We start from the raw sequence: 24,929 nt of genomic DNA, 5'->3' as shown, positions 1-24,929 counted from the left end.
GGCCGCGGCCTGCGGCTGCGGCACGGCCTGCGCCGTGCACGGCCATGCGCACGCGGCGGCCTGGGGCGGCGGCGCGCCGACCCGCGATCTCCGCTCGTTCTGGGGTGTGCTCGGTTGCGCCTGCTGGGCGGTCTAGTCATGCGTCTCGGTAAGGCGCTCGCGAGCTGCCTCGAGCATCCGGCTGTCGGCTTCGCCGCGCGGCTGGCCCTGGTATCGGCCTTCCTCCTCAGCGGCATTCTGAAGGCGCTCGATTTCCCGGCCGCGGTGGGGGAAGTGCGCGCGCTCGCCGGTTTCGAGCCGGCGGCGCTGTTCGCAGTGCTGGTGATCGCAGCGCAGATCGGCGGTTCTGTCCTGGTGCTGCTCGGCGGCATGTCGGCGGTGATCGGCGCGGCGCTGCTCGCGGGCTTCACCGCGCTGGCGACCCTTCTCGGGCATCCCTTCTGGACCAAGGCGGGCGTCGAACAGGTCCGTGACCTCACCACCTTTTTCGAGCATTTCGGGCTGATCGGCGGATTTCTGCTGGCGGCGATCCTCGTCTCCAGCCGGCGGGCGCCGGAATGACGACACCTGCCGCAGCGGGCGAAGGCAGCCCCGGGCAGCGACCCGCCTCCGCCTTCGCGCCGCTGCGCAATCGAACCTTCGCCGTGCTGTGGACGGCGACAGTGGTCGGCAATGTCGGTCTCTGGATGCGCGACACCGCGTCGGCATGGCTGATGACGGAGCTGGCGCCGTCGCCGTTCATGGTTGCCCTGGTCCAGGCGGCGGCGACGCTCCCGGTATTTCTGCTTTCGCTGCCGGCCGGCGCGCTGGCCGATATCGTCGACCGCCGGCGCATGATGATCGTGGTTCAGATGGTGCTCGCATGCGTCAGCCTGGCGCTGGGGGTGCTGACGATTCTCGGCATCGTCGACCCTGCTGCGCTGCTTCTGCTCACCGTTGTCGCCGGTATCGGCAACGCGCTGACGGGGCCGGTCTGGCAGTCGATCGTACCCGAGCTGGTCCCCCGCAGCGAGCTGAAGCCGGCCGTCGCGCTGAACGGCCTCGGCGTCAACATCAGCCGCGCGATCGGCCCGGCCATTGCCGGCGTTGTGATCGTATCGGCCGGTGTTGCCGTCGCCTATTTCCTCGATGTCGTGACCTATCTCCTGACGCTCGCCGCTTTGGTTTGGTGGCGCCGCCATCAGGAGCAGCCGGCAATACCGGAGCATCTCGGCGGCGCGATGCGGGCAGGTGTCCGCTTCACGCTCGCCAGCGCCCCGCTTCGGCGCGTGCTGCTGCGGGCGACGCTCTTCTTCACGCCAGCCAGCTGCTACTGGGCCCTGCTGCCGTTGATCGCGCGCGGGGAGATCGGCGGCGGCGCCGGCGGCTACGGCTTTCTGCTGGCGGCGGTCGGTGCCGGCGCGATCGCAGGCGCCGTCGCCATGCCGCAGTTCAGGCGCGTTTTCGGTGCGGAATCGATTGCTCTAGTCGCGGGCGTCGTCACCGGTGCGGCCACCGCGGCGCTCGCCTGGGCGGAGACGCTTGCGGCTGGTGCCGTGCTGCTGGCTCTCGCCGGCGCGGCCTGGATCACGACGTTGACAACCCTGAATGCCGCGGCGCAGGGCGTGCTGCCGAACTGGGTACGCGGGCGTGGGGTTGCCGTCTATCTCACCGTCTTCTTCGGCACCATGACCGGCGGCAGCCTGCTCTGGGGTCAGGTGGCGGACCATAGCTCGGTCGACCTGGCGTTGCTATGCGCCGGCGTCGCCAGCGTCGTCCTGGCCCTGACCTCGCGCCTGCTGCCTCTGCCCTCCGGGGAGGAGGATCTTACGCCGTCGCATCACTGGCCCGCGCCGGCCGTGGCCGAGGGGATCGAGCCCACCGGCGGGCCGATCATGGTGACCGTCGAGTACCGCGTCCGTGTCACCGACCAGGAGGCCTTCGCCCAGGCGGCCGCCGCGCTGCGGGCGATCCGCCGGCGCGACGGCGCCTATGACTGGGGCTTGATGATGGATGCCGCGGAGCCGGAGCGGGTGACGGAGTGGTTTCTGGTCGGCTCCTGGGACGAGCATCTGCGGCAGCACGAGCGCGTCGCTGTCGCCGACAAGGCGGTTCAGGAGGCGGTGCGACGCCTGCACGCTGGTCCGACGCCGCCGCAGGTTCGCCATTTCATTCCCGTGGGCTCATCCGTGACGGCGGCAGCGCGTCGGCATATGGCAGAGGACACGGATGAGGCATAGCGGCTCCGCCGTCACGCTCGCGGCGGCGATCCTGACGGCTGCGGCCATGCAGGCCGAGGCGCAAGACCGGCCGGCAATCAAATCGCATCGCTTCGACGAGGACTGGCGTGCGCTCTGCGCGCCCGGGGCGCGAACCGAGCTGCTCGATCCGCTCAAGTGCATCGCCCTCGCCGATGATCTGACCCTGACGTTCGGCGGCGAGCTGCGCGAGCGCTTCGAGACGGCCCACAACCCCGACTTTGGGCTGGAGCAGGACGACGACGATGTGCTTCTGCATCGCCTGTTTGTGCATGCGGACCTGAGGCTCCGGGACGTGCTGCGCGGATTCATCCAGCTCGGTGTGCTCGAGCAGTCCGGCCGCGATGGCGGCAGCGGCCCCAACGACGTCGACCACTTGGATGTGATGCAGGCGTTCCTCGACCTGACCGGCGGAGTCGCCGGCGGCCGCGCCACGCTGCGCGGCGGCCGGCAGGAGATGAGCTTCGGATCCTCCCGCTTGGTTTCGGTCCGCGAGAGCCCGAACGCGCGACGTGCCTTCGATGGCGGGCGGGGCTTCTGGGCCGGCGCCGGCTATCGGATCGATGCCTTCTACGTGCGCCCCGTCATCATCGAGCCAGGCACGTTCGACGACCCGACGAACGATGACGAGCAGTTCTGGGGCGCCTATGCGAGCGGGCCGGTCGCGGGACCGCTCAAAGCGGATCTCTACTATCTCGGCTTCGACCGCGAGCGCGGCGTGTTCGCCATCGGCACCGCCGGCGAACGGCGCCACACTTTGGGAACGCGGCTGTTCGGGGTGTCGGGGCTTCTCGACTGGGATGTGGAGGCCGCGTACCAGTTCGGCACTTTCGGCGGTAGGGATATCCGCGCCTGGACGGTCGCAAGCGATGCCGGCGTTAAGCTCCCACCTCTGCCCTTCGAGCCGAGGCTCGGGCTGAAGGCTGACATCGCCAGCGGCGATCGGCGCCCGGATGACGGCAAGCTCGGCACCTTCAATGCTCTCTATCCGAAGCTGCCGTATTTCTCGGAGGCCAACCTCGTTGCGCCCGCCAACTTCTTCGATATCCATCCCAACGTGCAGCTTCAGCTCACGGAGGGGCTCACGGTCGAACTGGGCTGGAATGCGCTATGGCGGCATACCACGCGCGATGCAGTCTACGGTCCGCCGCTCTCGCCGATTCCCGACACAGCGGGGCGCGGCGGGCGCTTCATCGGCCACCAGGCGATCGTTGGGCTTGAATGGCAGCTCAATGCCTACCTCACCGTTGCTGGTCAGTATGTCCATTTCAGCCCCGGCGGGGCGCTCCGCCGGGCTGGCGCCGAGGACGTGGATTTCCTGTCTGCCTCGGTGGCGTTTCGATTTTGAGGGTGGTGGAGCTCGCTCCGCGTAGCCTCTATGAGCGACGGATATGGCGATGGCGAAAGGACATACGCTCCGCCCCGCGCCGGCGCCTCCAACGAGGTCCTGGCGCTGGTACCCGCACGCTGAACCTCCTCGGCAATGCGCCGCTCTCCTGGGTGGCGCATTGTCTTGCAGAGCCGCTTCAGCATGTGCGCAGTTGCCGTCTCGGCCTGACGCCTTTCTCGGCCGAGACCGCCGCTCCGACCGGCAACTAAGGAGTAGGGGCCATGAAGGCGTACATACTTTCCCTGGCCGCGGGTCTGCTGGTCGGGGTGGTCTACGGCGTGCTCAACGTTCGCTCGCCGGCGCCGCCGGTCGTCGCGGCGGATGTGCGGTTCCGTGACGTGCTGCGCGGATTCGTCCAGATCGGCGTGCTTGAGCAATCCGGCCGCGACGGCGGCAGCGGCCCGAACGATATAGACCATCTGGACGTCATGCAGGCTTCCCTCGACCTGTCGGACGGCGTCGCCGGCGGCCGCGCGACGCTCCGCGGCGGCCGGCAAGAGATGAGCCTCGGTTCCTCCCGTCTGGTCTCGGTGCGCGAGAGCCCGAATGCGCGACATACATTCGATGGCGGGCGGGGCTTCTGAAGGGCCGACCGCTACCGGATCGACATCTTCTATGTGCAGCCAGTCGTCATCGAGCACGGCACCTTCGACAACCCGGCGAACGACGACGAACAGCTCTTCAACTCAATCTCAGAAAAGGCAAGATCATGACCGATACCATGAAGGCAATCGTCCTCGAAAAGTTCGGTGGCTACGACGCGTTCGAGCTGCGCGATGTTTCCGTACCGGCTGTCGGGCCGCGACAGGTCCGGGTGCGCGTCCACGCCACTGCCATCAATCCCCTGGACTATCAGATCCGCCGTGGCGACTATGTCGATTACGTGCCGCTCCCCGCCATCATCGGTCACGACGTTTCCGGCGTCGTGGAAGAGAAGGGGGCGGACGTGAGCGCGTTCGAGATAGGCGACGAGGTTTACTACACGCCAAAAATCTTCGGCGGCCCCGGCTCATATGCGGAGCAGCACGTTGTCGATGTCGATTTGGTCGCTCGCAAGCCGCACAATATCAGCCATCTGGAGGCTGCCAGCCTGACGCTGGTTGGCGGTACAATCTGGGAAGCTTTGGTGACCCGCGCCCAGCTTGCCGTCCATGAAACGATCTTGATCCACGGCGGCGCCGGCGGTGTGGGCACGGTGGCGATCCAGCTTGCCAAGGCGATGGGTGCGCGGGTCATCACGACGGCGCGCTCCAGCAACCATGAATTCGTACGTTCGCTCGGAGCGGACGAGGTAATCGACTACACCTCCGATGACTATGTCTCAGCCGTGGCGGACCTGACGCATGGTCAGGGGGTGAACGTCGTGTTCGATACCATCGGCGGCGACGCCCTGACGAAAAGCCCGCTCGCCCTCGCGGATGCCGGACGAGTGGTCAGCATCGTCGACATCGCACAACCGCAAAACCTGATCGAGGCGTGGGGCAAGAATGCCGCCTACCATTTCGTGTTCACCCGGCAGAACCGCGGCAAGCTCGACGCGCTGACAAAACTTATCGAACGCGGCCTGATCAAGCCTGTCATCGGCGCGGTGCTGCCTCTGGCTCGGGTCGGCGATGCGCATGAATTGCTCGAAGCCGGGAGTTCACTTGGACTTCGCGGTAAAGTGGTGATCGATGTGGTGGGCCAGACTGTCGAACTCCCCACGCCTGCGGCATAGTCCGGGGAGCGGCTCAAAAACTAGAATTCTCCAGCTCAGACTGGTCCAGGAAACCGGGGCAGGTCACTGCGTTTCACCGCTGAGCCGGTGATGCGGTGCGACATGCGCACGTTGGCGGGTCGATCTATCGGGGGGCTCCATGACGTGCGATGTCACCCCGTCCGAGATGCGTCCAACGATGATCGCCGAGCCCATTCGCCGTGCAGTCGATCAGCGTTGGCGCGAGGCGGTTCCGTAATTCAGAAGCGCCGACCCCCGCTGGAGGCCGGCGCTTTCGTGTAGCACGGGCCAGATGACGAAGCTCAGTCCTTGATAACCGGACCACCAACATGCGTGATGTAGAAGACGGTGTCTTCGAGCGCCTCCGCGTCATGCACGTCGCCCGGGCCGGCGCTAAGATAGTCACCGGCCGAGATCACGATGTCGCCGAATCGGATCTTGCCGGAGATCATGTAGATCTCTTCCAAGCCTTCATGATCGTGATTCGGAAACACGGCACCGGCCTTGAAGGCGATGAAGTCGGCGCCATTGCCGTTTTCATTCCAGATCGGGGAGATGGTGACACCAGGAAAGCCAGTTTCAGCAAATGGACGGCGATCGGCGTTGGCGAGGTAGTTAAACATGGCTCTCTCCTCGGGCTAAGGTTTCCGGCTGCCCTTCAGGGCACCTCAAGACCTACGCGCCGAGCACCGCAATAGCCCGTTAGGGCTTGTTAGATCGCAATAGTCGTTGAGAGAGCTACCGGCACTGCGCCGATCGCCACGCTTTGGTTCCCTCAGTTGAACTTCCGCAGCCTCTAAGCCGAATGGTGGGCCGGAACGACGACGCGCTTGAGCTCTCCACCCAGATGACCATCTCGAGCCTGGTCACCATCCTTGGTGCGGGAGGAATTGGAGAAAACCTGTCGCCAAGCGGTCGGGCGCCAGCCATCCACAGAGACGACCTCGGGCTGGTCGATTCCTGGGCACCTTGCTGCGGCCCTTGCCGCGCATCGCCCCGGTCCTGGAAGAGCTCTCCGGCAAGTACGACGATCAGTCGAACTCTACCGCTCTCGCATGCTCTCCAAAGTGGCCTTCGCCGGCGACAGCAGGTACGGGATGCTCCGAGCCGGCTTAGGTGGAGATGATGCTGTATACGGCGGCATCGAGCTTTGTAGCCGCTTGGTCTAGCCGCGCGCGCTCTGCGGCGAGCCACGCCCCGCTATCCGCCAGACTGGATCTGGCAACCGCAAGCATGCGGTCCACCTCGGTAGGGGACACGCTGCCGACGGTCACTCGGGTCCGAACGAAGACTTCGGGGTCGAGCGCGTCGCGAAGCGTGGGCTCGTCGATTGCAATTGTTTTTCCGACCGTCTCCTGTGCAGCTCGATTGAGCAACTCCACGGTGATGGCCGAGGGGTTGACGTTCTCCTGCACGCAAATGCGGACCAGGCGAGCGACGACATGATGGGTCTGTCGGAAGGAGAGCCCCGTCTTGCGGACAATCACATCGGCGAGATTGCTGGCCGTGCACCAGCTGCCGTCCAGCGCCTTGCGCATGCGGTCCTCATGAACGACCAGGGTCGAGACGATGCCTGTCAGAAGTTCGAGCATTCCATCAGTGGTCTCGATCGCATCGTCGAGCAGCGGCAGGTCGCGCATGGCCTGGTCGCCGGTGCCCTCCGCCCGGAAAGTGGCGAGCGCGGTGGCGAGCCAAGTTACAGAGCCTCCCGCCGCCTTCTTCACAGTCTCGAGCCCGTCCGGGTTTTTCTTCTGCGGAAAGATGCTGCTGGTTCCGCAGTAAGCATCGTCGGACTCGACGAATCCGAATTCTGTGCTGGACCAGAGATGGAGATCGGTCGACAGATCGTTGAGAGTCGCCATGATGAAGGACAGGGAGGCGATGGCATCCGCTGCGTAGAAGGCCTCGCGCCCTAGCTTGGAGTTCTCCAGCACGGCGCCGAAGCCGAGCAATTCCGTGGTCCGGTCCCTGTCGAGCGGCCAGGATGTCCCGGCCAGGCCGACGGCGCCGAGGGGGTTTAGGTTCACTCGCGCATACGTCTGAGTTAGGCGCTCGAAATCTTCGGCGAGTCGCGCGGCGATGCTCAGGAGGTAGTGACCGAAAACCCACGGCTGAGCCTGCTGCATGTGCGTGTAACCCGGCATGATGGCACGCGAGTGCTTCGCAGCCTTTTCAATCAGGGCGCCACGGAACTGGGTCAACCGCTCCAGTACGTCGAGGATGCGATTGCGCTCATAGAGGCGACGCACGCTTGTGCCCTGGTCGATACGGCTACGGCCGGTGTGCATCTGGCCGCCGATGTCCTCGCCTATCCGCGAGAACAGGTATGCCTCAACCTGCAGAAGGAAGCTTCCCTTCAAGGGGTCGATCGGAAATGCCGCAGGCTCCATCCCACGCAGCTCAATCAGTGCCTGGAGGATCACCTTCGCGACATTCCGCGTCAGAATTCCCTGCTCTGCCAGCATGACTGTATGAGCCAAATCCACCTGATTAAATTCCCGCATCTGACGCTTCTCGCGGGCCAACCCGGGAACGTCATGGTATTTGATCAGAGCGCCGGCCGGCCCTCTGCTGAGGCGGGCTTCGGTCAGTAGGGCCTCGCGCTCGGCTGCCGGCTTGTCCATGACTGTCTCCAGTTCAACGGTCACCGCCCTGTGCGTGTTCATCGGCGTTTGGTCGTCAGGCTGCGGCTTGTTGACCGAGCGAGCGGGCCGGCACGACGATGCGGACCGTGATGGTCTGCAGGACCTCGTGGCGTTGGTTCTTTGTCTCGCTGCGCAGGGTGGCGATGCCGCGGTCGGGTTTCGATTTCGAGCGCGTCACCTCGATCACTTCCGTCTCGACGCGCAGCAGATCGCCGGGGCGCGTCGGGCGCGGCCACGCAATCTCGCCGCCCGTGCCGATGATGCCCCCGGCAATCGGTGTGCCGGCGACCAGAAGCTTCATGGTCAGGGCCGCCGTATGCCAGCCGCTGGCGGCCAGCCCGCCGAACAGCGTGCGCCTGGCCGCGGCATCGTCCAGATGGAACGGCTGCGGATCGAATTGCTGCGCGAAGTCGATGATCTGCGCGGCGTCGACTGCGTGGGTTTCGCTGATGAAGCGCTGTCCGGAATGGAGATCGTCAAGGTAGAAGCGTGAATCAGACATGTCGTCCTCCATGAAGGTCAGGTTGATTGCTGGTCCGCCAATGTGATCGCGACGTCGATATTGCCGCGCGTCGCTTTCGAGTAAGGGCAATTCAGATGCGCTTCATCGATCAGCGCCCGGGCGAGATCGCGTTCGATCTCCGGGATGGTGATGAAGAGTCGGGCCCGGAGGAAATGGCCGCTCTCCGCGGCACACAGATCAACCTCTGCATCGATGGTGACGCCTTCCGGCGGAACAATCCTGCGCCGCTGGGCAGCCAGCCGGATTCCGGTTTCGAAACAGGTGGACCAGGCCGCGGCGAGGAGATGCTCCGGGCTGGTGCCGAGCTTATCCGAACCCTGCGTCGCCATTCGGAGATCCAGCCGGCCATCGAAGCTGCGCACGACGCCATGGTCGCGGCCACCGGAAGTGCGCGTTCTGGCCGTATGCACAATCCTTGTAGTGTCGGTCATGGGCGTCAGATCCTGGCAACATCAATGACGGCATCGACGAACAACTTGCGGCGGCGCTGGTCGATGGTCTGCATGATATCCGGGGCGCTCATGTCGGATGCCTCCAGTCAGGCAGCTGCGGCGACGCGGCGATAGCGCGGCGCCACGGAGCTGAGCGACAGGTTCGGCATCATCTTTTGACGCGCCGCTTCATAGGCGTCCCAGTCGGCGATGTCGGCCAGGGCGGGAATGGTGACGACTTCACCCTGGTCGAAACCGGCCAGTGCGGCATCGACGAGGTCGTCGGGCCTCATCACGATCGCGCTCGGCAGGTTCTCTACGGCACCGCCCGCCGCGCTCCAGAAGTCAGTCGCGGTCGCACCCGGCAGCACAGCCTGGATGCGCACGTTCCTGGCGGCCAGTTCCTTGTGCAGCGACAGGCTGAGCGCCAGCACGTAGGCCTTGGTTGCACCATAGACGCCGTTCAGAACTTCCGGCGCGATGGCCACCACCGAGCCGATGTTAATGATGGCACCGCGGCCGCGCGCGACGAAAGCCGGCGCCACGGCATAGGTGAGCCTGGTCAAGGCGGTGACGTTGATATCGATCATCGCTTCCATCGCGTCGACCTTCGACTGCAGCAGCGGCTCGAGCGCGCCGACACCGGCATTGTTGACCAGCAGCGTGATGGCCGGATCGGTGGTGAGCAGCGTCTCGAGCCGCTGGAGATCGGCCTTGTCGTTGAGATCGGCAGCGATGGTCCGGACGACCCGGCCGGTGGCGCCGGCGATGCGCCCGGACACATCCTCCAGGCGGGCGCTGTTGCGGCCGACAAGAATCAGATCGTAGCCGCGCCGGGCCAGCCGGTCGGCATAGATCGCGCCGATCCCGGCTGAAGCGCCGGTTACAACAGCGACGCCTTTCGCAGAGATGGACATTGGACGTCTCCTTCCGATCGTGCCGAGAAGCTCGGCGTTTGCCTGGTCCAACAGCTACGACGGAAATGGGGGAAAGGCCCGTTATGGGTTATTAGATGCTGTTAGCCGCAGCCAAGGTCAGCCGAAACTGAAGGCAAATATCTCCGCACCCGGGCCGGTGAACTCGATTTCGAACAGGCGGTTACGTCCAAGACGGGCGGCTGTTGCGCCGTGCCGCCAGCAGCATTTTGTTCGTGGTCATTCTGGTCTCCCTTCCCAAGCGTCAGCCGGCGGCGCGCTCACTGGAATGAGGCGCGCACCTCATCGACGACATGCTGCGGAAGCTGAAGGTGTGGGTAGTGGCCGATGCCGGGCAGCAAGGTCAGCGCCGCCTGGATTTTCCCGGCGAATTCGACCCCCATCTCCTTCTTGATGTAGAGGTCCTGTTCGCCCCACACGACCCTGACCGGCGTCTTGAGCCGTTCCAGTTGCGATTCGAAGTAATCCTGATCTCGCGTGAAATGCGCATAGTAGTGGGAGAAGGCATCTGCCGTCGTCATCGCGCCCTGGTTCCATCCGCGCGTCATGTCGTCCCTGAACTCGCCCGAGATCTCATATCGCGCCGCAGGGGGCAGCCCCCTGGTGAAGGCGTTCTCCAGAATGTCGTCGCGGTTCCCGTTCAACTGGATGCGGGCCTGCTGCATCGCAGGACCGGATTTCAGCTGCTGCAGGCTCTCGTACATGTGCTGCGGCCGGTTGAGCGGCGCGAAATCGCCGACGATGATCGTCTTCGCGACCTTGGGATCCTTCACGGCCAACAGTAGCGCCGGAAGCGATCCGATATCCGTCGCATAGATCGTCAGTTTCGAGCGGTCGATGCCCGCCTTGTCGAGATATCCGTCCAGAACATGCGCATAGTCTTTCGGCGCATATGAGAATCTGCCGGCTGGCGGCCTGGACGACAGGCCATAGCCGGGCCAGTCGAAGGCGTGCACGTCGTAATCGGCGCCGAGCGCTACGGCGATGTCCTTCCAGGCATACAGCGTCTCAGGGAAGCCATGCAGGAACAGTACGGTGCCCTTCGGATTCACGGCGCGAACCACCATCCGCCTGAGCGTGATGTCGTCGTCGATCTTTACGAAGTCGATCATCACCCTCTCGTCTCCCCATGTCCTGCTCTGGCCAATCGCAGGTGGAGCGGCCGTCAGCGCGACGCCGATTGCTGCCACGACAGCAGCAGTGGCTGCCGCCCCTTTGAGATACCTGCGGACAGAGTTGATCTTTCCGAAATGAGTCATCTTCGATCTCCCTTGCGTCGTCCCGCTCAGTACATTGAGGCGAGCATCGAAAGGCTGATCGCCTTGGCATCGACAAGCCCTGCCTCGCCGCCTCTGAAGGCAGCGGTTCAGTCGCTCAACGCGGAGAGCGGCTGATTCTTCTCGACGATGTAGGTGGCCAGCTCGGCCGCATTGCCGTCGCCGACATTCTTCACCGCGTGCGGCGTGCCGTAGGGGATCAGCAGCACATCGCCGGCCTTGAGCGTCACCGGGGCGCGGCCATCGAGCTGATATTCGAGCGCGCCTTCGATGACATATACGAGCTCTTCGCCCGGATGGCTGTGCCGGACAGCGCTTACGCCCGGTGGAAAGTCGACGCGGACCTGGATGACCTCGCGGCCTGGAATGCTCAGATCTTCCTTCATCAGATTAGTGCGGCCGATGTCGCCCAGGCGTACTTCCTGCGAGAGGGCGGCCGGCGACGCGACGCCGATGAGGGTGAAGAGGGCCGCGGCTGCGATGCGAGTATGCATTTTCATGTGACTCTCCTGTTGATGACGTGTTGGTCGTTTCGGGATGGAACCGGGGTTACGGCTGCCGGAGCGCGCGGAAAGCCGCGCGGATTTCCTGCGAGAACAGCTCGGGCTGCTCCCAGGCCGCGAAATGTCCGCCCTTGTCGGCTTCGTTGTAGTAGGCGAGGTTGGGATAGGCGCGACGGGCCCAGCTCTCCGGAGCACGGTAGACTTCATCCGGGAAGACGGTGATCGCGACCGGCAGCGAGATTTCGGAGGTCTTCTGCGCGGCCGACAGGATCACGCTCTGTCCGGCCGTCTCCCAGTAGATGCGCGCCGCCGAGGTCGCCGTGCTGGTCAGCCAGTACAGCGTGATGTCATCGAGGACATCGTCGCGGTTCAGCCGCCGGGCCGGTTCGCCGTTGTTGTAGTCGAAGATCCAGGCCGCCAGCCCGACCGGAGAATCCGCGAGCGCGTAGCCGATGGCCTGCGGACGCGTGCCCATGATGACGCCATAGGCCCGGTACTTCTTGTAGAAGGTGTCGATCGCGGCGTAGGCGGCCTTCTCCTTGTCCGACAGGTTGGTCGGCGCAGGCCCGCCGGCGGCGAGGGCCATGGCCACTTCCGGCGGCACCGTCGCGGGCAGGTTGAGATGGATGCCGAGCAGCCCCGGCGCCGACTGCCGCGCCATCGCGCTGGAGATCGGCGCACCCCAGTCGCCGCCCTGGGCGACATAGCGCGTGTAGCCCAGCCGCTGCATCAGTTCGGCCCAGGCGCGCGCGATGCGATCCGGGTTCCAGCCCTTCTCCTTGGGCCGGCCCGAGAAACCGAAGCCGGGTACGGAGGGGATCACGAGATGGAAGGCATCGGCGGCGCTGCCGCCATGCGCGGTGGGATTGGTCAGCGGGTCGATGATTTTCAGCTGCTCGATGATCGAGCCCGGCCAGCCATGTGTGACGATCAGCGGCAGGGCATTTTCATGCTTCGAGCGGACATGGACGAAATGGATGTCGATGCCGTCGATCTCGGTCAGGAACATGGGCAGCGCGTTCAAGCGCGCCTCGACCTTGCGCCAATCGTAATCCGAACCCCAGTAGCGGATCGTGTCCTGGAACTTCGCCAGTTGCGGGCCCTGCGAGCCGTCGGCGACGGTCTCCTGATCCGGCCAGCGGGTCGCCTGGATGCGGCGGCGCAGATCTGCCAGCTGCTCGTCGGGCACATCGATGCGGAAGGGGCGGATGGCGTTGCCGACCGTTGCGGCCGCGAGGAGGGGCGCGGGAAGCAGGCTGGCGGCGCCCGCCAGGGCGATGCCGGATACGGCCATGCCCATCAGGCGGCGGCGACCAGGGTTGATAAGCGGGGTGGCGAGTTCGGTCGTCATGCTTGGCTCCTCGGGCGCAGCGGTTCATCCGCCGTTGTCCAAGAGCTAGGCCCATGACGCAGAAAAGGCCCGTTAGGCGTTGTGAGACGATGTTAGTAGTGCAGGAGACGGCCGTTTTCGGCCGGATGACCTGCAGCGGCCGTACTAGCCGAGGGTTTTCAGGAGTGCTTTCGCCGCGAGAAGGTCCGGCGTATCGAGGCCCTCGGTGAATTGCGCGAAGACCGGCTGCAGCAGCGCACGCGCCTCATCCTTGCGCCCCAGTTCTGCCCAATGTGCCGCCAGATCTGTCGCGGCGCGCATCTCCCAGGCGCGCGCGCCCTGGCTGCGGCTGAGTTTCAACGATTCAACAAAACACGACTCCGCTTCCGCCACCTGCCGCTCAGGCATGGCGAGAAGGATGGTCCCCTTCAGGCGAAGAAGCTCCGGCAGATAGGACGTGTAGCCCTTCTCTGCGATCATCTGCCCGGTTTCGGCCACCAGGCGCAGGGCTTCCGACCAACGGCCGCAAGCCGCCAGTCCGCGGGCCAGCGTGCCCTGCAGTCGCATGGTGAACAGCCTGTAGCCCGAAGCATGCAGCCGCGCCACCCGGGTCTGTAGAATCTCGACGCCGGATGCGAAGTCGCCCCGGCAGATCGCGAGCTCGCCTTGGAAGGCGTGGCCGAGTTGATGATACGGCGCAAAGGAGTCCAACTTGGCACGGACGAAAAACCAGTCCAGATGCGCGTCGGCGGCGGCGTAGTCGCCGATCCATATCAAGGCGGCCGTGGAGCTGATGACGGTGGCGAGCGAGACCGGATGGTACAGGCCGCTGACATCGGCGAAGGCTTCTTCGATCAGCGCTTCGGCCTGTTCCGGATGGCCCTGCAGGGCAAGCACCGTGATCCGGGCCACGCGAACCCATCTGTAATGATCGAACCCGAAATGGATGGCGCGGCTGCCCGGCGAGCGCCGGCCGGCGTCGATCGCCAGATCCAGTTCGGTCTGCGCGGCGTCCAGCTCGCCCATGAGGGTGAGCGTTATGCCCAGCAGCGTATGCGCCAGCGCCTTGGCCCCGGGATCATTCAGGCTGCCGGCAATCTCGGCGCACCGTCTGGCGTCATCCAGGCATGTTCTGAATTCACCGCCGCGCATATGGTAGAAGAACAGCGGACCAAGCAGGCGCACTTCGTTGACGTGGTCGTTACGCGCCCGGGCGATCTCGATGCTCCGGTTCAGCGCCGCGCTGGCCTCCTGGCTGTGGCCGCGGATATACATCAGCGAGAGTCCGAGCGAGGCCTGCAGCTGCATTTCGTCGCTACCGCCGCGATGCTCCTTGTCAAGTGCACCTAACGCCCGCTCCGACCAGCGGTGGCACTCCGGCAGCAGCGACATGGCTAGGAAGACCGGTGTTGCCGCAGCTGCCAGTTCCACGCCGAGAGCCGCGGCGCCATCTTCACCGAAGCACCATTCAAGCGCGGCGCGGACGTTGTTGAGGCCGGCGAAATGCGGCGCACGTTCCGTTCCGGTGGTCAAGGTCGACCATTCGGTGCCGCTCTGCTCGAGCCAGCGCCGATAGTAGGCGGCATGGCGTGTGGCCAGTTCAGTGGCTTCCGTCGTCTCCAGGCCGATCTCCAGCGCATAGGCGCGCGTGGTGTCGAGCAGCCGGTAGCGCATCATTGCCCCGATCGGACGGGTGGCCAGCATGGATTTGGCGACCAGGCTGTCGATCACGTTGAATACGACCGCACGATCCAGCGGCGGACCGGCGACGACATCGAGGACCGCATCGAGGGTGAAGGCCCCTACGAAGATCGCCATCCGGCGCAGCACCATGCGTTCCTGCTCTGACAGCAGGCCGTAGCTCCAGTCCAGCGTGGCCTGCAATGTTCTCTGGCGCTGCGGCGCCGTGCGCGAACCTTGCCACGAGCGGGCCAGACGCTCGTCCAGCAGCGTGGAAATCTGCTGCAGGCCATGCGATTCGACCCGCCTGGCGGCCAGTTCGATGGCCAGCGCCACGCCATCCAGCTTGCGGCAGATACTGGCGACCAGCGGCGCTTCCGTATCGGTGATGCTGAGCTGCGCGCCATTCGCCAGCGCCCGCTCGATGAACAGCTCGATGGCGGGGAACTGTCGGATGGTGTCCGCCGTGAGCTCGGTGGCATCGGGCGGATAGGCGAGCGCATCCAGCCGGTACACGCGTTCGCCGTCGACGCGCAGGGCCTCGCGGCTCGTGGCCAGGATATGCACTCGCGGTGCGGCTTCCATGATCCTGGCGGCCAGTTCTGCCACCGCTTCGATCAGGTGTTCGCAGGTATCGAGCAGCAGCAGGACGCGCTGGGTGCGCAGAAACTCGAGCAGGCCATCTGTGGCATCTTCCGACCGGACCGACTGCCCCAGCATGGAGGCAATGGCGGTCGGCGCCAGCTTCGGGTCGGCGAGGGCACCGAGGTCGACGAACAGTGCAGCACCGCCGAACTCGTCTGCGAGGTGATGTGCCACGGCGACCGCCACCGTGGTCTTGCCGACACCGCCGGTACCGACGACGGTCACAAAACGCGAGGCAATGAGTTCGGCAGAGAGCTTCCGGACATCGTCATCGCGCCCGATGATCCGGCCAATACGGCCGGGAAGATTGGTGTGCGAGAATCTCGCAGCAGCGGCAGGCGCCGGTGCGGGTGCAGAACTGCCGCGTGAGACAGGTGCCACGAAGCAATAACCGCGTCCGGCAAGGGTGGTGATGTAGCGTGCGCCGTCGTGCCCATCGCCCAGGGCCTTGCGCAGGCTGGCCATATGAAACCGCAGGCTACCTTCTTCGACGGTGACGTCCGGCCAGACCCGGGAGATCAGATCCTTCTTGCTGACCACTTCATTCGGCGAAGAGGTCAGCGCAATCAGGATATCGAAGGCTCGCGCACCCAGATCGACGGGGGCGTCGCCTTTCATTAGGAGTCGTTCGGCCTCAATCAGGTTGAACGGCCCAAACAACAAACTGTCTTTGGACTGACCTGTTGCCGTCGTCATCGCGTCTGGCCCAGGAGCCGCCTGATGCGGCCGCATTATTCAACCGTGGCGGCAACTTAGAGGAAAGTCGGCACTGGCGCCATGCCGAGAATTTGACCCGCATTTCTTCCTCGATGCCGGCTAGTGGCGTGCGCCCTCCGCGCACGGACTAACAGCTGCTCACAACGCATAACGTGCGCCTCACGCATGCCGGTCGTAGCCATGTCGCCAAGCAGTCTGGAGGGCGAAAGGCAATCCGATCGCCAGACAGACTCGGACAGCTCGATCCGGGAGGCCTCTGGCCATGAAGAAAGGCAAGCTCTTCGTATCCGCAGCATTCGTCGCGATCCTCGCGGCCTCTGGCGGTCTGATTGCAACCGTCGGCGCCTCGCCAGAGACGGACACCGCCGGCGCGAGCCAGATCCCCCGGACGCAGGTCGATGTGACCGCGGTGCAGGTCAAGCGCATCCGCCATTGGGACGAATTCAACGGCCGGATCAGCGCGGTCGAGACCGTCGAGGTTCGGCCGCGGGTCAGCGGATATGTGACCCGCGTGGCCTACAAGGAAGGCGACGAGGTTCGCAAGGGCGACCTGCTGTTCGTCATCGATCCGCGGCCGTACCAGGCGGCCCTGAACAGCGCGCAGGCGAAACTGGAACATGCCCGGGCGGCAACCCGGCTCGCGAAAACCCGCAACGATCGTGCGCGCCGGCTGTTGCCGTCCAGCGCGGTGTCGCAGGACGAAGCCGACATCCGCCAGGCCCTCCTCGGGCAGAGCGCTGCGGATGTGCAGGAAGCCGAAGCCGCCGTCTATGCCGCGAAGCTCAACCTCGAATTCACCGAGGTCCGCGCACCGATCGATGGGCGCGCCGGTCGCGCGCTGCTCACGGTCGGCAACCTTGCCATGGCGGACGACGCTCTGCTGACCACGATGGTCTCGCTGGATCCCGTCTATGTCGATTTCGATCCGGACGAACAGAGCTACCTGCGTTACGCGGCGGATGCGCGGCGTAATCACAGGAACACCCTGATGGTGCGCGTGGCGCTCGCCGGCGAGACAGACTTCGCCCATCTCGGCCAGGTCGACTTTCTGGATAACCAGGTCGATTCATCGACCGGCAGCATTCGCATGCGCGCCCGGCTGAGCAACCCGGGCCGCGTCTTCACGCCGGGCCTGTTCACACGCGTGCAGGTGACCAGCGGCGACGAAGCCGAGTCGATCCTGATCGACGACAAGGCCGTGCTGACCGACCAGGACCGCAAGTTCGTTTACGTCCTGGGTGCCGGCAACACCGCGCAGCGCCGGGAGGTCAAGCTCGGACGCAAGAGCGGGAATCTTCGCGTGATCGAGTCCGGTCTTATGCCGGGCGACAAGGTCATCACCGGCGGCACCCAGAGAATCTACTTCTCCGGTGCGCCGGTCGATCCGTCGGAAACGCCGGCTGCCCTGGCGCCGGTCGCGGCAAACTGAGGGAGGCAACGATGAACATCTCGCGCTTCTTCATCGAACGGCCGATCTTCGCCATCGTCCTGTCGCTACTTATCTTCCTGGTCGGGCTGATCTCGATCCCGCTGCTGCCGGTGGGCGAGTATCCCGAGGTGGTCCCGCCCAGCGTGGTGGTGCGCGCTACCTATCCCGGCGCCAATCCGAAGGAGACCGCCGAGTCGGTCGCGACGCCACTGGAAGAGGCGATCAACGGCGTCGAAGGCATCATGTACATGAAGTCGGTGTCGGGCTCCGACGGCAGCCTGCAGATCGTCGTGACCTTTCTGCCCGGCATCGATCCCGATACCGCCGCCGTGCGCGTGCAGAACCGCGTCAGCCAGGCGCTCAGCCGGTTGCCGGAACAAGTGCGCCAGTTCGGCGTGACGACCCAGAAGCAGTCGCCCACGCCGCTGATGTATGTCAGCCTGTATTCCTCCGACGCTCAGTACGACACGCTCTATCTGCGCAACTACCTGACGCTGAACGTCAAGGACGAGCTGTCGCGCCTGATCGGCATTGGCGATGTTGGCCTCTATGGGGCAGGCGACTATGCCATGCGCATCTGGCTCGATCCGAACAAGCTGGCCTCGCGCGGGCTGACCGCCACAGATGTGATCGACGCGGTGCGTGAGCAGAATGTCCAGGTCTCGGCCGGACAGCTAGGTGCCGAGCCGTCGCCCAAGACGACCGATTTCCTGGTCTCGATCAACGTCCGCGGCCGCCTCCGCAGCGAGGAGGAATTCGGCCAGATCGTGATCAAGAGCGGCGCCGATGGCCAGGTGGTGCAGCTCGCCGATGTCGCGCGGATCGAACTCGGCGCCGGCGACTACACCATGCGGGTCTTCGAAGGCGACAAGACCGCGGCGACCGCCGGTGTCTTCCTGTCGCCCGGCGCCAATGCACTGGGCGTCGCCGAGGCGGTCTACAGCAAGCTGGAGAAGCTGTCCGAGACCTTCCCGCCCGGCATCACCTACAAGGTGGTGTGGGACCCGACCGTCTTCGTACGGGAATCGATCCGCGCGGTCCTGCAGACGCTGCTCGAGGCGGTGGCTCTGGTCGTCCTCGTCGTGATCCTGTTCCTGCAGACATGGCGCGCGTCAGTCATCCCGCTGCTTGCGGTTCCGGTTTCCGTCGTCGGCACCTTCGCCTTCCTGTACCTGCTGGGCTTCTCGATCAATACGCTCACGCTGTTCGGCCTGGTGCTGGCGATCGGCATCGTGGTGGATGATGCGATCGTCGTGGTCGAGAATATCGAGCGCTATATCGAGCAGGGCCTAAATCCGCGCGAGGCATCGCATCAGGCGATGCGGGAGGTGTCCGGCCCGATCATCGCCATTGCGCTGGTGCTGTGCGCCGTCTTCGTACCGATGGCCTTCATGTCGGGCGTCACCGGCCAGTTCTACAAGCAGTTCGCCGTCACCATCGCGATCTCCACGGTGATCTCCGCGGTCAACTCGCTGACCCTGTCGCCGGCCCTGGCGGCGAAGCTCCTGCAGCCCCACGGCGCGCCGAAGGACCGCCTGGCACGTGTCCTCGATGCGAGTTTCGGATGGCTGTTCCGTCCCTTCAACCGCTTCTTCCAGCACAGCGCCAACGGGTATCAGGGCGTGGTGGGGCGGCTGGTCGGCAGGCGTGGCGTCGCCTTCGCGGTCTATGCCGGGCTGCTGGTGACGACGGTCGTGCTGTTCCAGTCCGTCCCCGGCGGCTTCATCCCGGCGCAGGACAAGCTCTACCTGTTCTCCGGCTCGAAACTGCCGGAAGGCGCGTCGCTGGCCCGCACGGATGCGGTCACGCGTAAGATGGACGAAATCGCCGGCACCGTCGAAGGCGTGGACTTCGTCAATGCCTATGCCGGCTTCAATGCGCTGCAGTCAGTCAACACGCCGAACATCACGACGGCCTATATCCTTCTGAAGCCGTTCAGCGAACGCAAGCGCAGCGCCGCCGAGATCACGGCCGAACTGAATGCCAAGTTCGCCAGCATCAAGGAGGGCTTCTCCTACGCCTTGCTGCCGCCGCCCATCCAGGGGCTGGGCAATGGCTCGGGCTACTCGCTCTATCTGAAAGACCGGGGCGGGCTTGGTTATGGCGCATTGCAGGACGCGGTGAACACCTTCATCGCCGAGGTCGCCAAGACGCCGGGCATGACCTATCCGGTCAGTTCCTATCAGGCCAACATCCCGCAACTCGAGGTGAAGATCGATCGGCTCAAGGCGAAGGCGCAGGGTGTCGCGTTATCCGACCTCTTCGAAACGTTGCAGATCTATCTCGGCTCCGCCTACGTCAACGACTTCAACAGGTTCGGGCGGGTCTATCGCGTGCTGGCCCAGGCCGACATCCCCTATCGCCAGCAGGCGGAGGATATCGGCAACCTGCGGACGCGCAATGCACGCGGCGAGATGGTGCCGATCAGCTCTATGGTGACGATCGTACCGACCTATGGCCCTGACCCGGTCGTCCGCTACAACGGCTTCCCGGCCGCCGACGTGATCGGCGATTCCGATCCGCGCATTCTCTCCTCGGCCGAGGTGATCACCAAGCTGACCGAAATCGCGGAGCGGGTTCTGCCGCGCGGCATCGAGCTGGAATGGACCGACCTGAGCTACCAGCAGGTCAGCCAGAGCCAGGCGGCAGTGATCGTGTTCCCGCTCGCCATCCTGCTCGTCTTCCTGGTGCTCGCCTCGCTGTATGAGAGCTGGACCCTGCCGCTGGCAGTGATCCTCATCCTGCCGGTCTGCATGTGCTCGGCGCTGTTCGGCGTCTGGGCCACCGGAGGCGACAACAACATCTTCGTGCAGGTCGGCCTGGTCGTCCTGATGGGGCTCGCCTGCAAGAACGCCATCCTCATCGTCGAGTTCGCCCGCGAACTGGAACACGAGGGCAAGGGGATCATCGAGGCGGCGCTGGAAGCCTGCCATCTGCGCCTGCGCCCCATCGTGATGACGTCGGTGGCCTTCATCGCCGGCTGCGTGCCGCTGCTCCTGGGCAGCGGGGCGGGCAGCGAGGTGCGCGATGCCATCGGCGTGGCGGTGCTGGCCGGCATGCTGGGCGTCACCCTGTTCGGTCTGTTCCTGACGCCTGTCTTCTACGTCGTCCTGCGCAAATGGGCGGCCAGGCCCGCACCGGATGTCACTCAGCATCAAGCTGTGGCGGCAGTTTAGACCCGTACAGCTGAAAGGAGACTCGCGATGAGCACGCGCCGATTCACACGCAGCAGAGTCTTGTTCACGGGTAGCAGAACTTTGGACCAACACGCCTGACGAAAGGAGTTGCATCATGTTCTCGACTGTCCACGTGCCCGCCGCCCCGCCTATCGCGGAGCGACTCGACCGCGGTCTCGCGCTCATCGACCGGTACGGCGCGCGGGCCGCTCAAATCGGCCTCTACGGATCGCTGGCGCTGATTTACGCCTGGTTTGGGGGCATGAAATTTACGGCCTACGAGGCGAACGGGCTCGTCGGCCTGGTCGAGCCGAGTCCGCTGATCGGCTGGTTCTATGACGCCCTGAGCGTACAGAGCTTCTCGAACTTCCTCGGCGTGGTGGAGCTCTCGATCGGCGTACTGATCGCCGCCCGGCTTGCCGGGCCGGCCTGGTCGCTGCTCGGCGGCTTGCTCTCCGCAGGCTTGTTCGCGACGACCTTGAGCTTCCTCGCCTCGACGCCCGGCGTGGCCGTACCGGAGCTCGGCTTCCCGGCAATCACCGTGCTGCCCGGCCAGTTCCTGCTCAAGGACGTGGGCTTGCTCGCGATCTCCATCTGGATCGCCGTCGACTCGCTCAAGTCGCTGCGGTCACACCAAGCCTAGATGGCGAGAAGCGAGGAAAGAGATCCTCATCGAGTCTGAAACATGCAGCATGAAAAGGAGAAGTGACATGACAACGCTCGTTGCCAACAAACCGACCAGTATCAGCGACGACAACTTCGACGCGGCTGTGCACAGAAACGACCTCGTGCTGGTCGATTTCTGGGCGCCCTGGTGCGGCCCCTGCCGCGCCATCGCCCCGGTCCTGGAAAGAATCGCGGACGAATATGGCGATGCCCTCGTCGTCACAAAGCTCAACGTCGACGACAATCCGCTGAAGGCCGCGCAGTTTGGCGTCCGTTCTATTCCGACCTTGGTACTGTTCAAGGGCGGCAATCCGGTCGAGACGCTGGTCGGCCTCCAGACCCGCGCTTCGCTGACCGCCGCGATCGAACGCGCGCGCGGGAAATACACGAAGACGGACGAAGCGGTCAGCCGGCTCACCCCGGAGCAATACCGGGTCACCCAGAGGGACGGCACCGAAAAACCGTTCTCCGGTGAGTATGTCGACAACAAGGCCGCCGGCATCTACGTCGACGTCGTCTCGGGCGAGCCGCTATTCACCTCGATCGACAAGTATGATTCTGGTTGCGGCTGGCCGAGTTTCACCCGCCCGATCGCGAAGGAGAATGTGACCGAGCGATTGGACAGCAGCCACGGCATGCACCGCGTGGAGGTGCGCTCCAAGCATGGCGACAGCCATCTCGGGCATGTCTTCACCGATGGGCCACGGGACTCGACCGGCCTGCGCTATTGCATCAATTCCGCATCGCTGCGCTTCGTCGCCCGGGAGGACATGGAAGCCGAGGGCTATGGCGACCTGCTGCCCATCTTCGATGTCGAGCCGAAGAAGGAGGACTCGTGATGTCAGCCACGCTTGATCGTGCCGTCTTCGCCGGCGGCTGCTTCTGGGGCATGCAGGATCTCATCCGCAAGCTGCCCGGCGTCGTCAAGACACGCGTCGGGTATACGGGCGGCGATGTGCCGAACGCGACCTATCGTCACCACGGAACTCACGCCGAGGCGATCGAGATCGAATTCGACGCGACGCGCATCAGCTATCGCGACCTTCTGGAGTTCTTCTTCCAGATCCACGATCCCACCACCTTGGATCGTCAGGGCAATGACGTCGGAACGTCGTACCGCTCGGAGATCTTCTATACCTCCGAGGCGCAGCGTGACGAGGCGCTCCGGACGATCGACGATGTCAACGCCTCTGGCCTGTGGCCGGGCCGCGTCGTGACGAAGGTCTCGCGCGCGCGGGAGTTCTGGGAGGCCGAGCCGGCGCACCAGGATTATCTCGAGCGTTACCCGCAAGGCTATACCTGCCACTTCCTGCGCCCGGGCTGGAAACTGTCCCGGCGCGCCGGCGCGGCTGCCTGAGACCGCACTGCAACCTCATCGCCCCTAAAGCGGGCGGTGAGGTTCTCAGTCCAACCGGTGACCGAATGAGCGAATTCTTCGGAGGAAGTCTCGAGCTCAATCTGGCGGATGCAGCCATGCAGATCTGGCCGGGTCTGGCCCTGCTCGGGGTGCTCGGATTTGCCCTGGGTTTCGCTCTCAACCATGGATCGATCTGCACCGTCATCGCAACGACCGAACTGGTTTTGGAGAGGCGCCCGACGCGTTTCGTTGCGCTTGCCGAATGCGCCCTGTGGGCCGGCATCGTCTACGCGTCCCTAGAAATTTCACCGACGGTGCGGAATGGCTGGTCACCACTTGGCTTGCTGATTCCCGCAGCCATACTGTTCGCAAGCGGCACCTATGTGAACGGCGCCTGCGTATTCGGTTCTGTCGGGCATTTCGGAAACGGCGACATCGATTTCGTATTCACGTTCCTTGGCATTTTTGCCGTGTTCTACATCGATTCAATAATCGGCGTGCTGCCGCATCATCCCCCGGCAAGCGCTCCCGTGCCGCTTGGACCCGTGCTCCTCGCCCTCGCACTCGCCGCGATTGTGGTTCTGAGGTTCGGCTTGTGGTTCCGGACCGAGTCGAACTTCTTGCGGCTGACGCTGTCGATGGGAGCAATCGGAATCATCTTTACGGTCCTGGCGATTCTCGCGCCCCAGTTCTCGATCACAGCGTCGGTTGGATCGATAGTCTCAATACCCCTCGCGGGCGCCGTGATTTCAGTTTGCATGTTCGGTGGCAGCCTTGTCTCCGCAAGAGTGAGGAAGCGTCGCTTCATGCTGAAATGGCCAACGCTCAAGAGCGTGCTCAGGCGAACGGCGGGCGGCATCCTGATGGGATTGGGTGCGCTGAGCATTCCCGGTGGGAACGATGCGCTGCTGATGGTTGGGTTCCCGATGGGGGCTTGGCAGGCTGGGATCGCCTATCTGCTGCTCGTCGTGTCGCTTGCCGCACTGATCGCCAAGTTCGGCTCGACGGCACGCTCGTGGTCTTAGGCGGCAGGGGCCTCTCGCTCCATCGGACGTCGAACTGACCTGCAAGAAGTCGATATCTGGCCTGCCCGCTAACGGAGCTACTTTCGTACGTGAAGCTGGTGCGCATGCCCGGCGCAGATCTGGTTACGGAACCGCCGTGCCAGGACCAGGATGACCACCAGGGCTCCAATATTCACGAGCTGTGTAATCATGAACACGGCATCGCCGATGATAAGGGCATGGCCGAGGAAGAGCGCTGACGCCACGACCCACAGCGCGTAGGCGCGCTCGCTGATTCCGGCGGAGCATTGCTCGGTCCAGAGGTGCCAGATCTGAGGGGCATAGGCGCCGATGACGAGCCCGGTCCCCATATAGCCGATCACGAACAGAAAGTTTTCCATCTCTTCCCGCTCATTGCCGGGCCATCTGATGAAGCGCTCCTCGCCTCGCCCGACGCTCTCGCGCGCGCGGCCACCTTACGCGAGCGCCAGCGCCATGCCCTCAGCCGACGAACTTTAGCCTGATCGGAACTGCTGTGCCGCACAGCGGAGACTGAAACAGAAGACGATAGGGTGCGCGGCCGCCAAAACACGGCCGGCCTGACGCGGCCGAATCCCAGCTCTTCCAGGATTCCCTGCTTAGCTGACGAATTCGGGATCGCGTCCCTGAAACCGGAAAACCAATCCCTGTTCTGACCGCAGGGAACTGCGTGGAGAAGATCCCGGATTTCAGCCACTTGAGAGCTAATCCGACGGCTCCCAACGGCCAGAATGCGCAGAATTCCCTGTTATTTTCCCTGTAAGCAGGGAATTGCCCCGAGAGCGTGGTTCGCCGCAGACTGCGTCCACCAGCATTCTGAGCTACGAAATCGCGGTACCTTAGCCGGCCGCCGAGTTCGCCCTACCAGCAGATAAACTGATCCGAGTTTGCACTCGCGCATTTCCGTCGCACTTTCTTGCTCGGCGTCCGCTGAAGCGTCCGCCGGGTGGAGCTCCTAAGGGCTCCGCCCCCGCGCGGGCACGGGATCGCTTCGCTCGTTCGGGGCGGTCTTCCCGACCTTCCGCGCGTGCCTACGCTTGCCAGGGACAGCAAGTTTCATCCTGCTTGTGCAGGCCGGGCGATCGCCCTCCGCCCCGACCGCCCTTGCCGTTGCTACCCCGGTCTGGCCGACGGGCATGGGCGCAGCGCTGCGCTGCGCTGATCGTGACCCAGGGCAGTAGGGCGGAGCGGCTCGATTCTGTGCTAATCGGGGCCAACGTGCTGATCG

At 64.5% G+C, this 24,929-nt stretch carries 21 protein-coding genes and 1 pseudogene; 12 read left to right on the top strand and 10 right to left on the bottom strand.

Annotation, left to right across the window (positions count from 1 at the left end; all coding sequences use genetic code 11):
• The first annotated feature begins 138 nt into the window (after positions 1-138).
• From DT074_RS06950 to DT074_RS06930, 5 genes are all read left to right on the top strand, one after another.
• On the top strand, positions 139-561 hold the full coding sequence (locus DT074_RS06950) for a DoxX family protein (protein WP_119419093.1): 423 nt from the start codon (positions 139-141) through the stop codon (positions 559-561).
• The gene (locus DT074_RS06945) at positions 558-2,219 is read left to right on the top strand and encodes an MFS transporter (RefSeq protein ID WP_119419092.1); all 1,662 of its coding nucleotides are present in this window, start codon (positions 558-560) and stop codon (positions 2,217-2,219) included. Before DT074_RS06950 ends, DT074_RS06945 begins: the two co-directional genes overlap by 4 nt.
• Entirely contained in the window at positions 2,209-3,585 is a 1,377-nt protein-coding gene (locus DT074_RS06940; protein ID WP_119419091.1) for an alginate export family protein, read from the top strand. The genes DT074_RS06945 and DT074_RS06940 overlap by 11 nt, the downstream gene beginning before the upstream one ends.
• A 263-nt stretch (positions 3,586-3,848) precedes the next feature.
• Positions 3,849-4,211 (top strand): DUF1427 family protein, encoded by a 363-nt coding sequence (locus DT074_RS06935; RefSeq protein ID WP_119419090.1) that lies wholly within the window; start codon positions 3,849-3,851, stop codon positions 4,209-4,211.
• Between the two features lie 125 nt (positions 4,212-4,336).
• Positions 4,337-5,344 carry a zinc-dependent alcohol dehydrogenase family protein gene (locus DT074_RS06930; protein ID WP_119419089.1) on the top strand — a complete coding sequence of 336 codons (1,008 nt, stop codon included), beginning with the start codon at positions 4,337-4,339 and terminating at the stop codon, positions 5,342-5,344.
• A gap of 302 nt (positions 5,345-5,646) precedes the next feature.
• On the opposite strand, the gene DT074_RS06925 is transcribed toward DT074_RS06930, so the two are convergent.
• The 9 genes from DT074_RS06925 to DT074_RS06885 all read right to left on the bottom strand — a co-directional run bounded on the left by DT074_RS06925 (position 5,647) and on the right by DT074_RS06885 (position 16,009).
• Positions 5,647-5,967, bottom strand: a complete 321-nt coding sequence (locus DT074_RS06925) for a cupin domain-containing protein (protein ID WP_119419088.1) — start codon at positions 5,965-5,967, stop codon at positions 5,647-5,649.
• A 489-nt stretch (positions 5,968-6,456) separates the two neighbouring features.
• The gene (argH, locus tag DT074_RS06920; protein WP_368744507.1) at positions 6,457-7,968 is read right to left on the bottom strand and encodes an argininosuccinate lyase; all 1,512 of its coding nucleotides are present in this window, start codon (positions 7,966-7,968) and stop codon (positions 6,457-6,459) included.
• A gap of 55 nt (positions 7,969-8,023) precedes the next feature.
• The gene (locus tag DT074_RS06915; RefSeq protein ID WP_368744506.1) at positions 8,024-8,491 is read right to left on the bottom strand and encodes a MaoC family dehydratase; all 468 of its coding nucleotides are present in this window, start codon (positions 8,489-8,491) and stop codon (positions 8,024-8,026) included.
• 17 nt (positions 8,492-8,508) lie between these two features.
• Positions 8,509-8,943: an Ohr family peroxiredoxin gene (locus DT074_RS06910; protein ID WP_119419086.1), complete on the bottom strand. Its 435-nt coding sequence runs from the start codon at positions 8,941-8,943 to the stop codon at positions 8,509-8,511.
• Positions 8,944-9,050: 107 nt separating this feature from the next.
• Entirely contained in the window at positions 9,051-9,860 is an 810-nt protein-coding gene (locus tag DT074_RS06905) for an SDR family NAD(P)-dependent oxidoreductase (protein WP_119419085.1), read from the bottom strand.
• A gap of 278 nt (positions 9,861-10,138) precedes the next feature.
• Positions 10,139-11,137, bottom strand: coding sequence for an alpha/beta fold hydrolase (locus DT074_RS06900; RefSeq protein ID WP_119419084.1), 999 nt, complete (start codon positions 11,135-11,137; stop codon positions 10,139-10,141).
• 107 nt (positions 11,138-11,244) lie between these two features.
• Positions 11,245-11,655: a cupin domain-containing protein gene (locus DT074_RS06895; RefSeq protein WP_119419083.1), complete on the bottom strand. Its 411-nt coding sequence runs from the start codon at positions 11,653-11,655 to the stop codon at positions 11,245-11,247.
• Between the two features lie 49 nt (positions 11,656-11,704).
• On the bottom strand, positions 11,705-13,009 hold the full coding sequence (locus DT074_RS06890) for an epoxide hydrolase family protein (RefSeq protein ID WP_119419082.1): 1,305 nt from the start codon (positions 13,007-13,009) through the stop codon (positions 11,705-11,707).
• A 144-nt stretch (positions 13,010-13,153) separates the two neighbouring features.
• Positions 13,154-16,009, bottom strand: coding sequence for an ATP-binding protein (locus tag DT074_RS06885; RefSeq protein WP_119419081.1), 2,856 nt, complete (start codon positions 16,007-16,009; stop codon positions 13,154-13,156).
• Between the two features lie 283 nt (positions 16,010-16,292).
• Between DT074_RS06885 and DT074_RS06880 the strand changes: the two genes are divergently transcribed.
• The 7 genes and pseudogenes from DT074_RS06880 to DT074_RS06855 all read left to right on the top strand — a co-directional run bounded on the left by DT074_RS06880 (position 16,293) and on the right by DT074_RS06855 (position 23,683).
• Positions 16,293-17,459: an efflux RND transporter periplasmic adaptor subunit gene (locus DT074_RS06880; protein WP_119419080.1), complete on the top strand. Its 1,167-nt coding sequence runs from the start codon at positions 16,293-16,295 to the stop codon at positions 17,457-17,459.
• Positions 17,460-17,470: 11 nt separating this feature from the next.
• Complete coding sequence (locus tag DT074_RS06875; protein ID WP_119419079.1) at positions 17,471-20,635, top strand: efflux RND transporter permease subunit; 3,165 nt, start codon at positions 17,471-17,473, stop codon at positions 20,633-20,635.
• 115 nt (positions 20,636-20,750) lie between these two features.
• On the top strand, positions 20,751-21,278 hold the full coding sequence (locus DT074_RS06870; RefSeq protein WP_119419078.1) for a YkgB family protein: 528 nt from the start codon (positions 20,751-20,753) through the stop codon (positions 21,276-21,278).
• Positions 21,279-21,327: 49 nt separating this feature from the next.
• Positions 21,328-21,663: pseudogene (gene trxA / locus DT074_RS28440) on the top strand (thioredoxin); the annotation flags it as partial.
• Positions 21,664-22,140, top strand: coding sequence for a peptide-methionine (R)-S-oxide reductase MsrB (gene msrB, locus DT074_RS28435; protein ID WP_119419106.1), 477 nt, complete (start codon positions 21,664-21,666; stop codon positions 22,138-22,140).
• The gene (gene msrA, locus DT074_RS06860; RefSeq protein WP_119419077.1) at positions 22,140-22,658 is read left to right on the top strand and encodes a peptide-methionine (S)-S-oxide reductase MsrA; all 519 of its coding nucleotides are present in this window, start codon (positions 22,140-22,142) and stop codon (positions 22,656-22,658) included. Before msrB ends, msrA begins: the two co-directional genes overlap by 1 nt.
• Positions 22,659-22,723: 65 nt before the next feature.
• Positions 22,724-23,683, top strand: a complete 960-nt coding sequence (locus DT074_RS06855) for a YeeE/YedE thiosulfate transporter family protein (protein WP_119419076.1) — start codon at positions 22,724-22,726, stop codon at positions 23,681-23,683.
• A gap of 77 nt (positions 23,684-23,760) precedes the next feature.
• On the opposite strand, the gene DT074_RS06850 is transcribed toward DT074_RS06855, so the two are convergent.
• The gene (locus tag DT074_RS06850; RefSeq protein WP_119419075.1) at positions 23,761-24,063 is read right to left on the bottom strand and encodes a PQ-loop domain-containing transporter; all 303 of its coding nucleotides are present in this window, start codon (positions 24,061-24,063) and stop codon (positions 23,761-23,763) included.
• Positions 24,064-24,929 lie beyond the last annotated feature (866 nt).

This window comes from Desertibaculum subflavum (genome assembly GCA_003576705.1).
In the GTDB taxonomy this organism is placed as follows: Bacteria; Pseudomonadota; Alphaproteobacteria; order Ferrovibrionales; family Ferrovibrionaceae; genus Desertibaculum; species Desertibaculum subflavum.
The sequence above is the reverse complement of the archived record's forward strand: the minus strand, read 5'-3'. Positions and strand labels throughout refer to the sequence as shown.

Bases quoted from the DNA above. Each gene is read 5' to 3' on its own strand.
- DT074_RS06890 (WP_119419082.1), bottom strand. From the start codon at position 13,009: ATGACGACCGAACTCGCCACCCCGCTTATCAACCCTGGTCGCCGCCGC.
- DT074_RS06925 (WP_119419088.1), bottom strand. From the start codon at position 5,967: ATGTTTAACTACCTCGCCAACGCCGATCGCCGTCCATTTGCTGAAACT.
- DT074_RS06950 (WP_119419093.1), top strand. From the start codon at position 139: ATGCGTCTCGGTAAGGCGCTCGCGAGCTGCCTCGAGCATCCGGCTGTC.
- DT074_RS06945 (WP_119419092.1), top strand. From the start codon at position 558: ATGACGACACCTGCCGCAGCGGGCGAAGGCAGCCCCGGGCAGCGACCC.
- DT074_RS06940 (WP_119419091.1), top strand. From the start codon at position 2,209: ATGAGGCATAGCGGCTCCGCCGTCACGCTCGCGGCGGCGATCCTGACG.
- argH (WP_368744507.1), bottom strand. From the start codon at position 7,968: ATGGACAAGCCGGCAGCCGAGCGCGAGGCCCTACTGACCGAAGCCCGC.
- DT074_RS06935 (WP_119419090.1), top strand. From the start codon at position 3,849: ATGAAGGCGTACATACTTTCCCTGGCCGCGGGTCTGCTGGTCGGGGTG.
- DT074_RS06880 (WP_119419080.1), top strand. From the start codon at position 16,293: ATGAAGAAAGGCAAGCTCTTCGTATCCGCAGCATTCGTCGCGATCCTC.
- DT074_RS06855 (WP_119419076.1), top strand. From the start codon at position 22,724: ATGAGCGAATTCTTCGGAGGAAGTCTCGAGCTCAATCTGGCGGATGCA.
- DT074_RS06875 (WP_119419079.1), top strand. From the start codon at position 17,471: ATGAACATCTCGCGCTTCTTCATCGAACGGCCGATCTTCGCCATCGTC.
- DT074_RS06905 (WP_119419085.1), bottom strand. From the start codon at position 9,860: ATGTCCATCTCTGCGAAAGGCGTCGCTGTTGTAACCGGCGCTTCAGCC.
- msrA (WP_119419077.1), top strand. From the start codon at position 22,140: ATGTCAGCCACGCTTGATCGTGCCGTCTTCGCCGGCGGCTGCTTCTGG.
- DT074_RS06885 (WP_119419081.1), bottom strand. From the start codon at position 16,009: ATGACGACGGCAACAGGTCAGTCCAAAGACAGTTTGTTGTTTGGGCCG.
- DT074_RS06850 (WP_119419075.1), bottom strand. From the start codon at position 24,063: ATGGAAAACTTTCTGTTCGTGATCGGCTATATGGGGACCGGGCTCGTC.
- DT074_RS06910 (WP_119419086.1), bottom strand. From the start codon at position 8,943: ATGACCGACACTACAAGGATTGTGCATACGGCCAGAACGCGCACTTCC.
- DT074_RS06870 (WP_119419078.1), top strand. From the start codon at position 20,751: ATGTTCTCGACTGTCCACGTGCCCGCCGCCCCGCCTATCGCGGAGCGA.
- DT074_RS06900 (WP_119419084.1), bottom strand. From the start codon at position 11,137: ATGACTCATTTCGGAAAGATCAACTCTGTCCGCAGGTATCTCAAAGGG.
- DT074_RS06895 (WP_119419083.1), bottom strand. From the start codon at position 11,655: ATGAAAATGCATACTCGCATCGCAGCCGCGGCCCTCTTCACCCTCATC.
- DT074_RS06915 (WP_368744506.1), bottom strand. From the start codon at position 8,491: ATGTCTGATTCACGCTTCTACCTTGACGATCTCCATTCCGGACAGCGC.
- DT074_RS06930 (WP_119419089.1), top strand. From the start codon at position 4,337: ATGACCGATACCATGAAGGCAATCGTCCTCGAAAAGTTCGGTGGCTAC.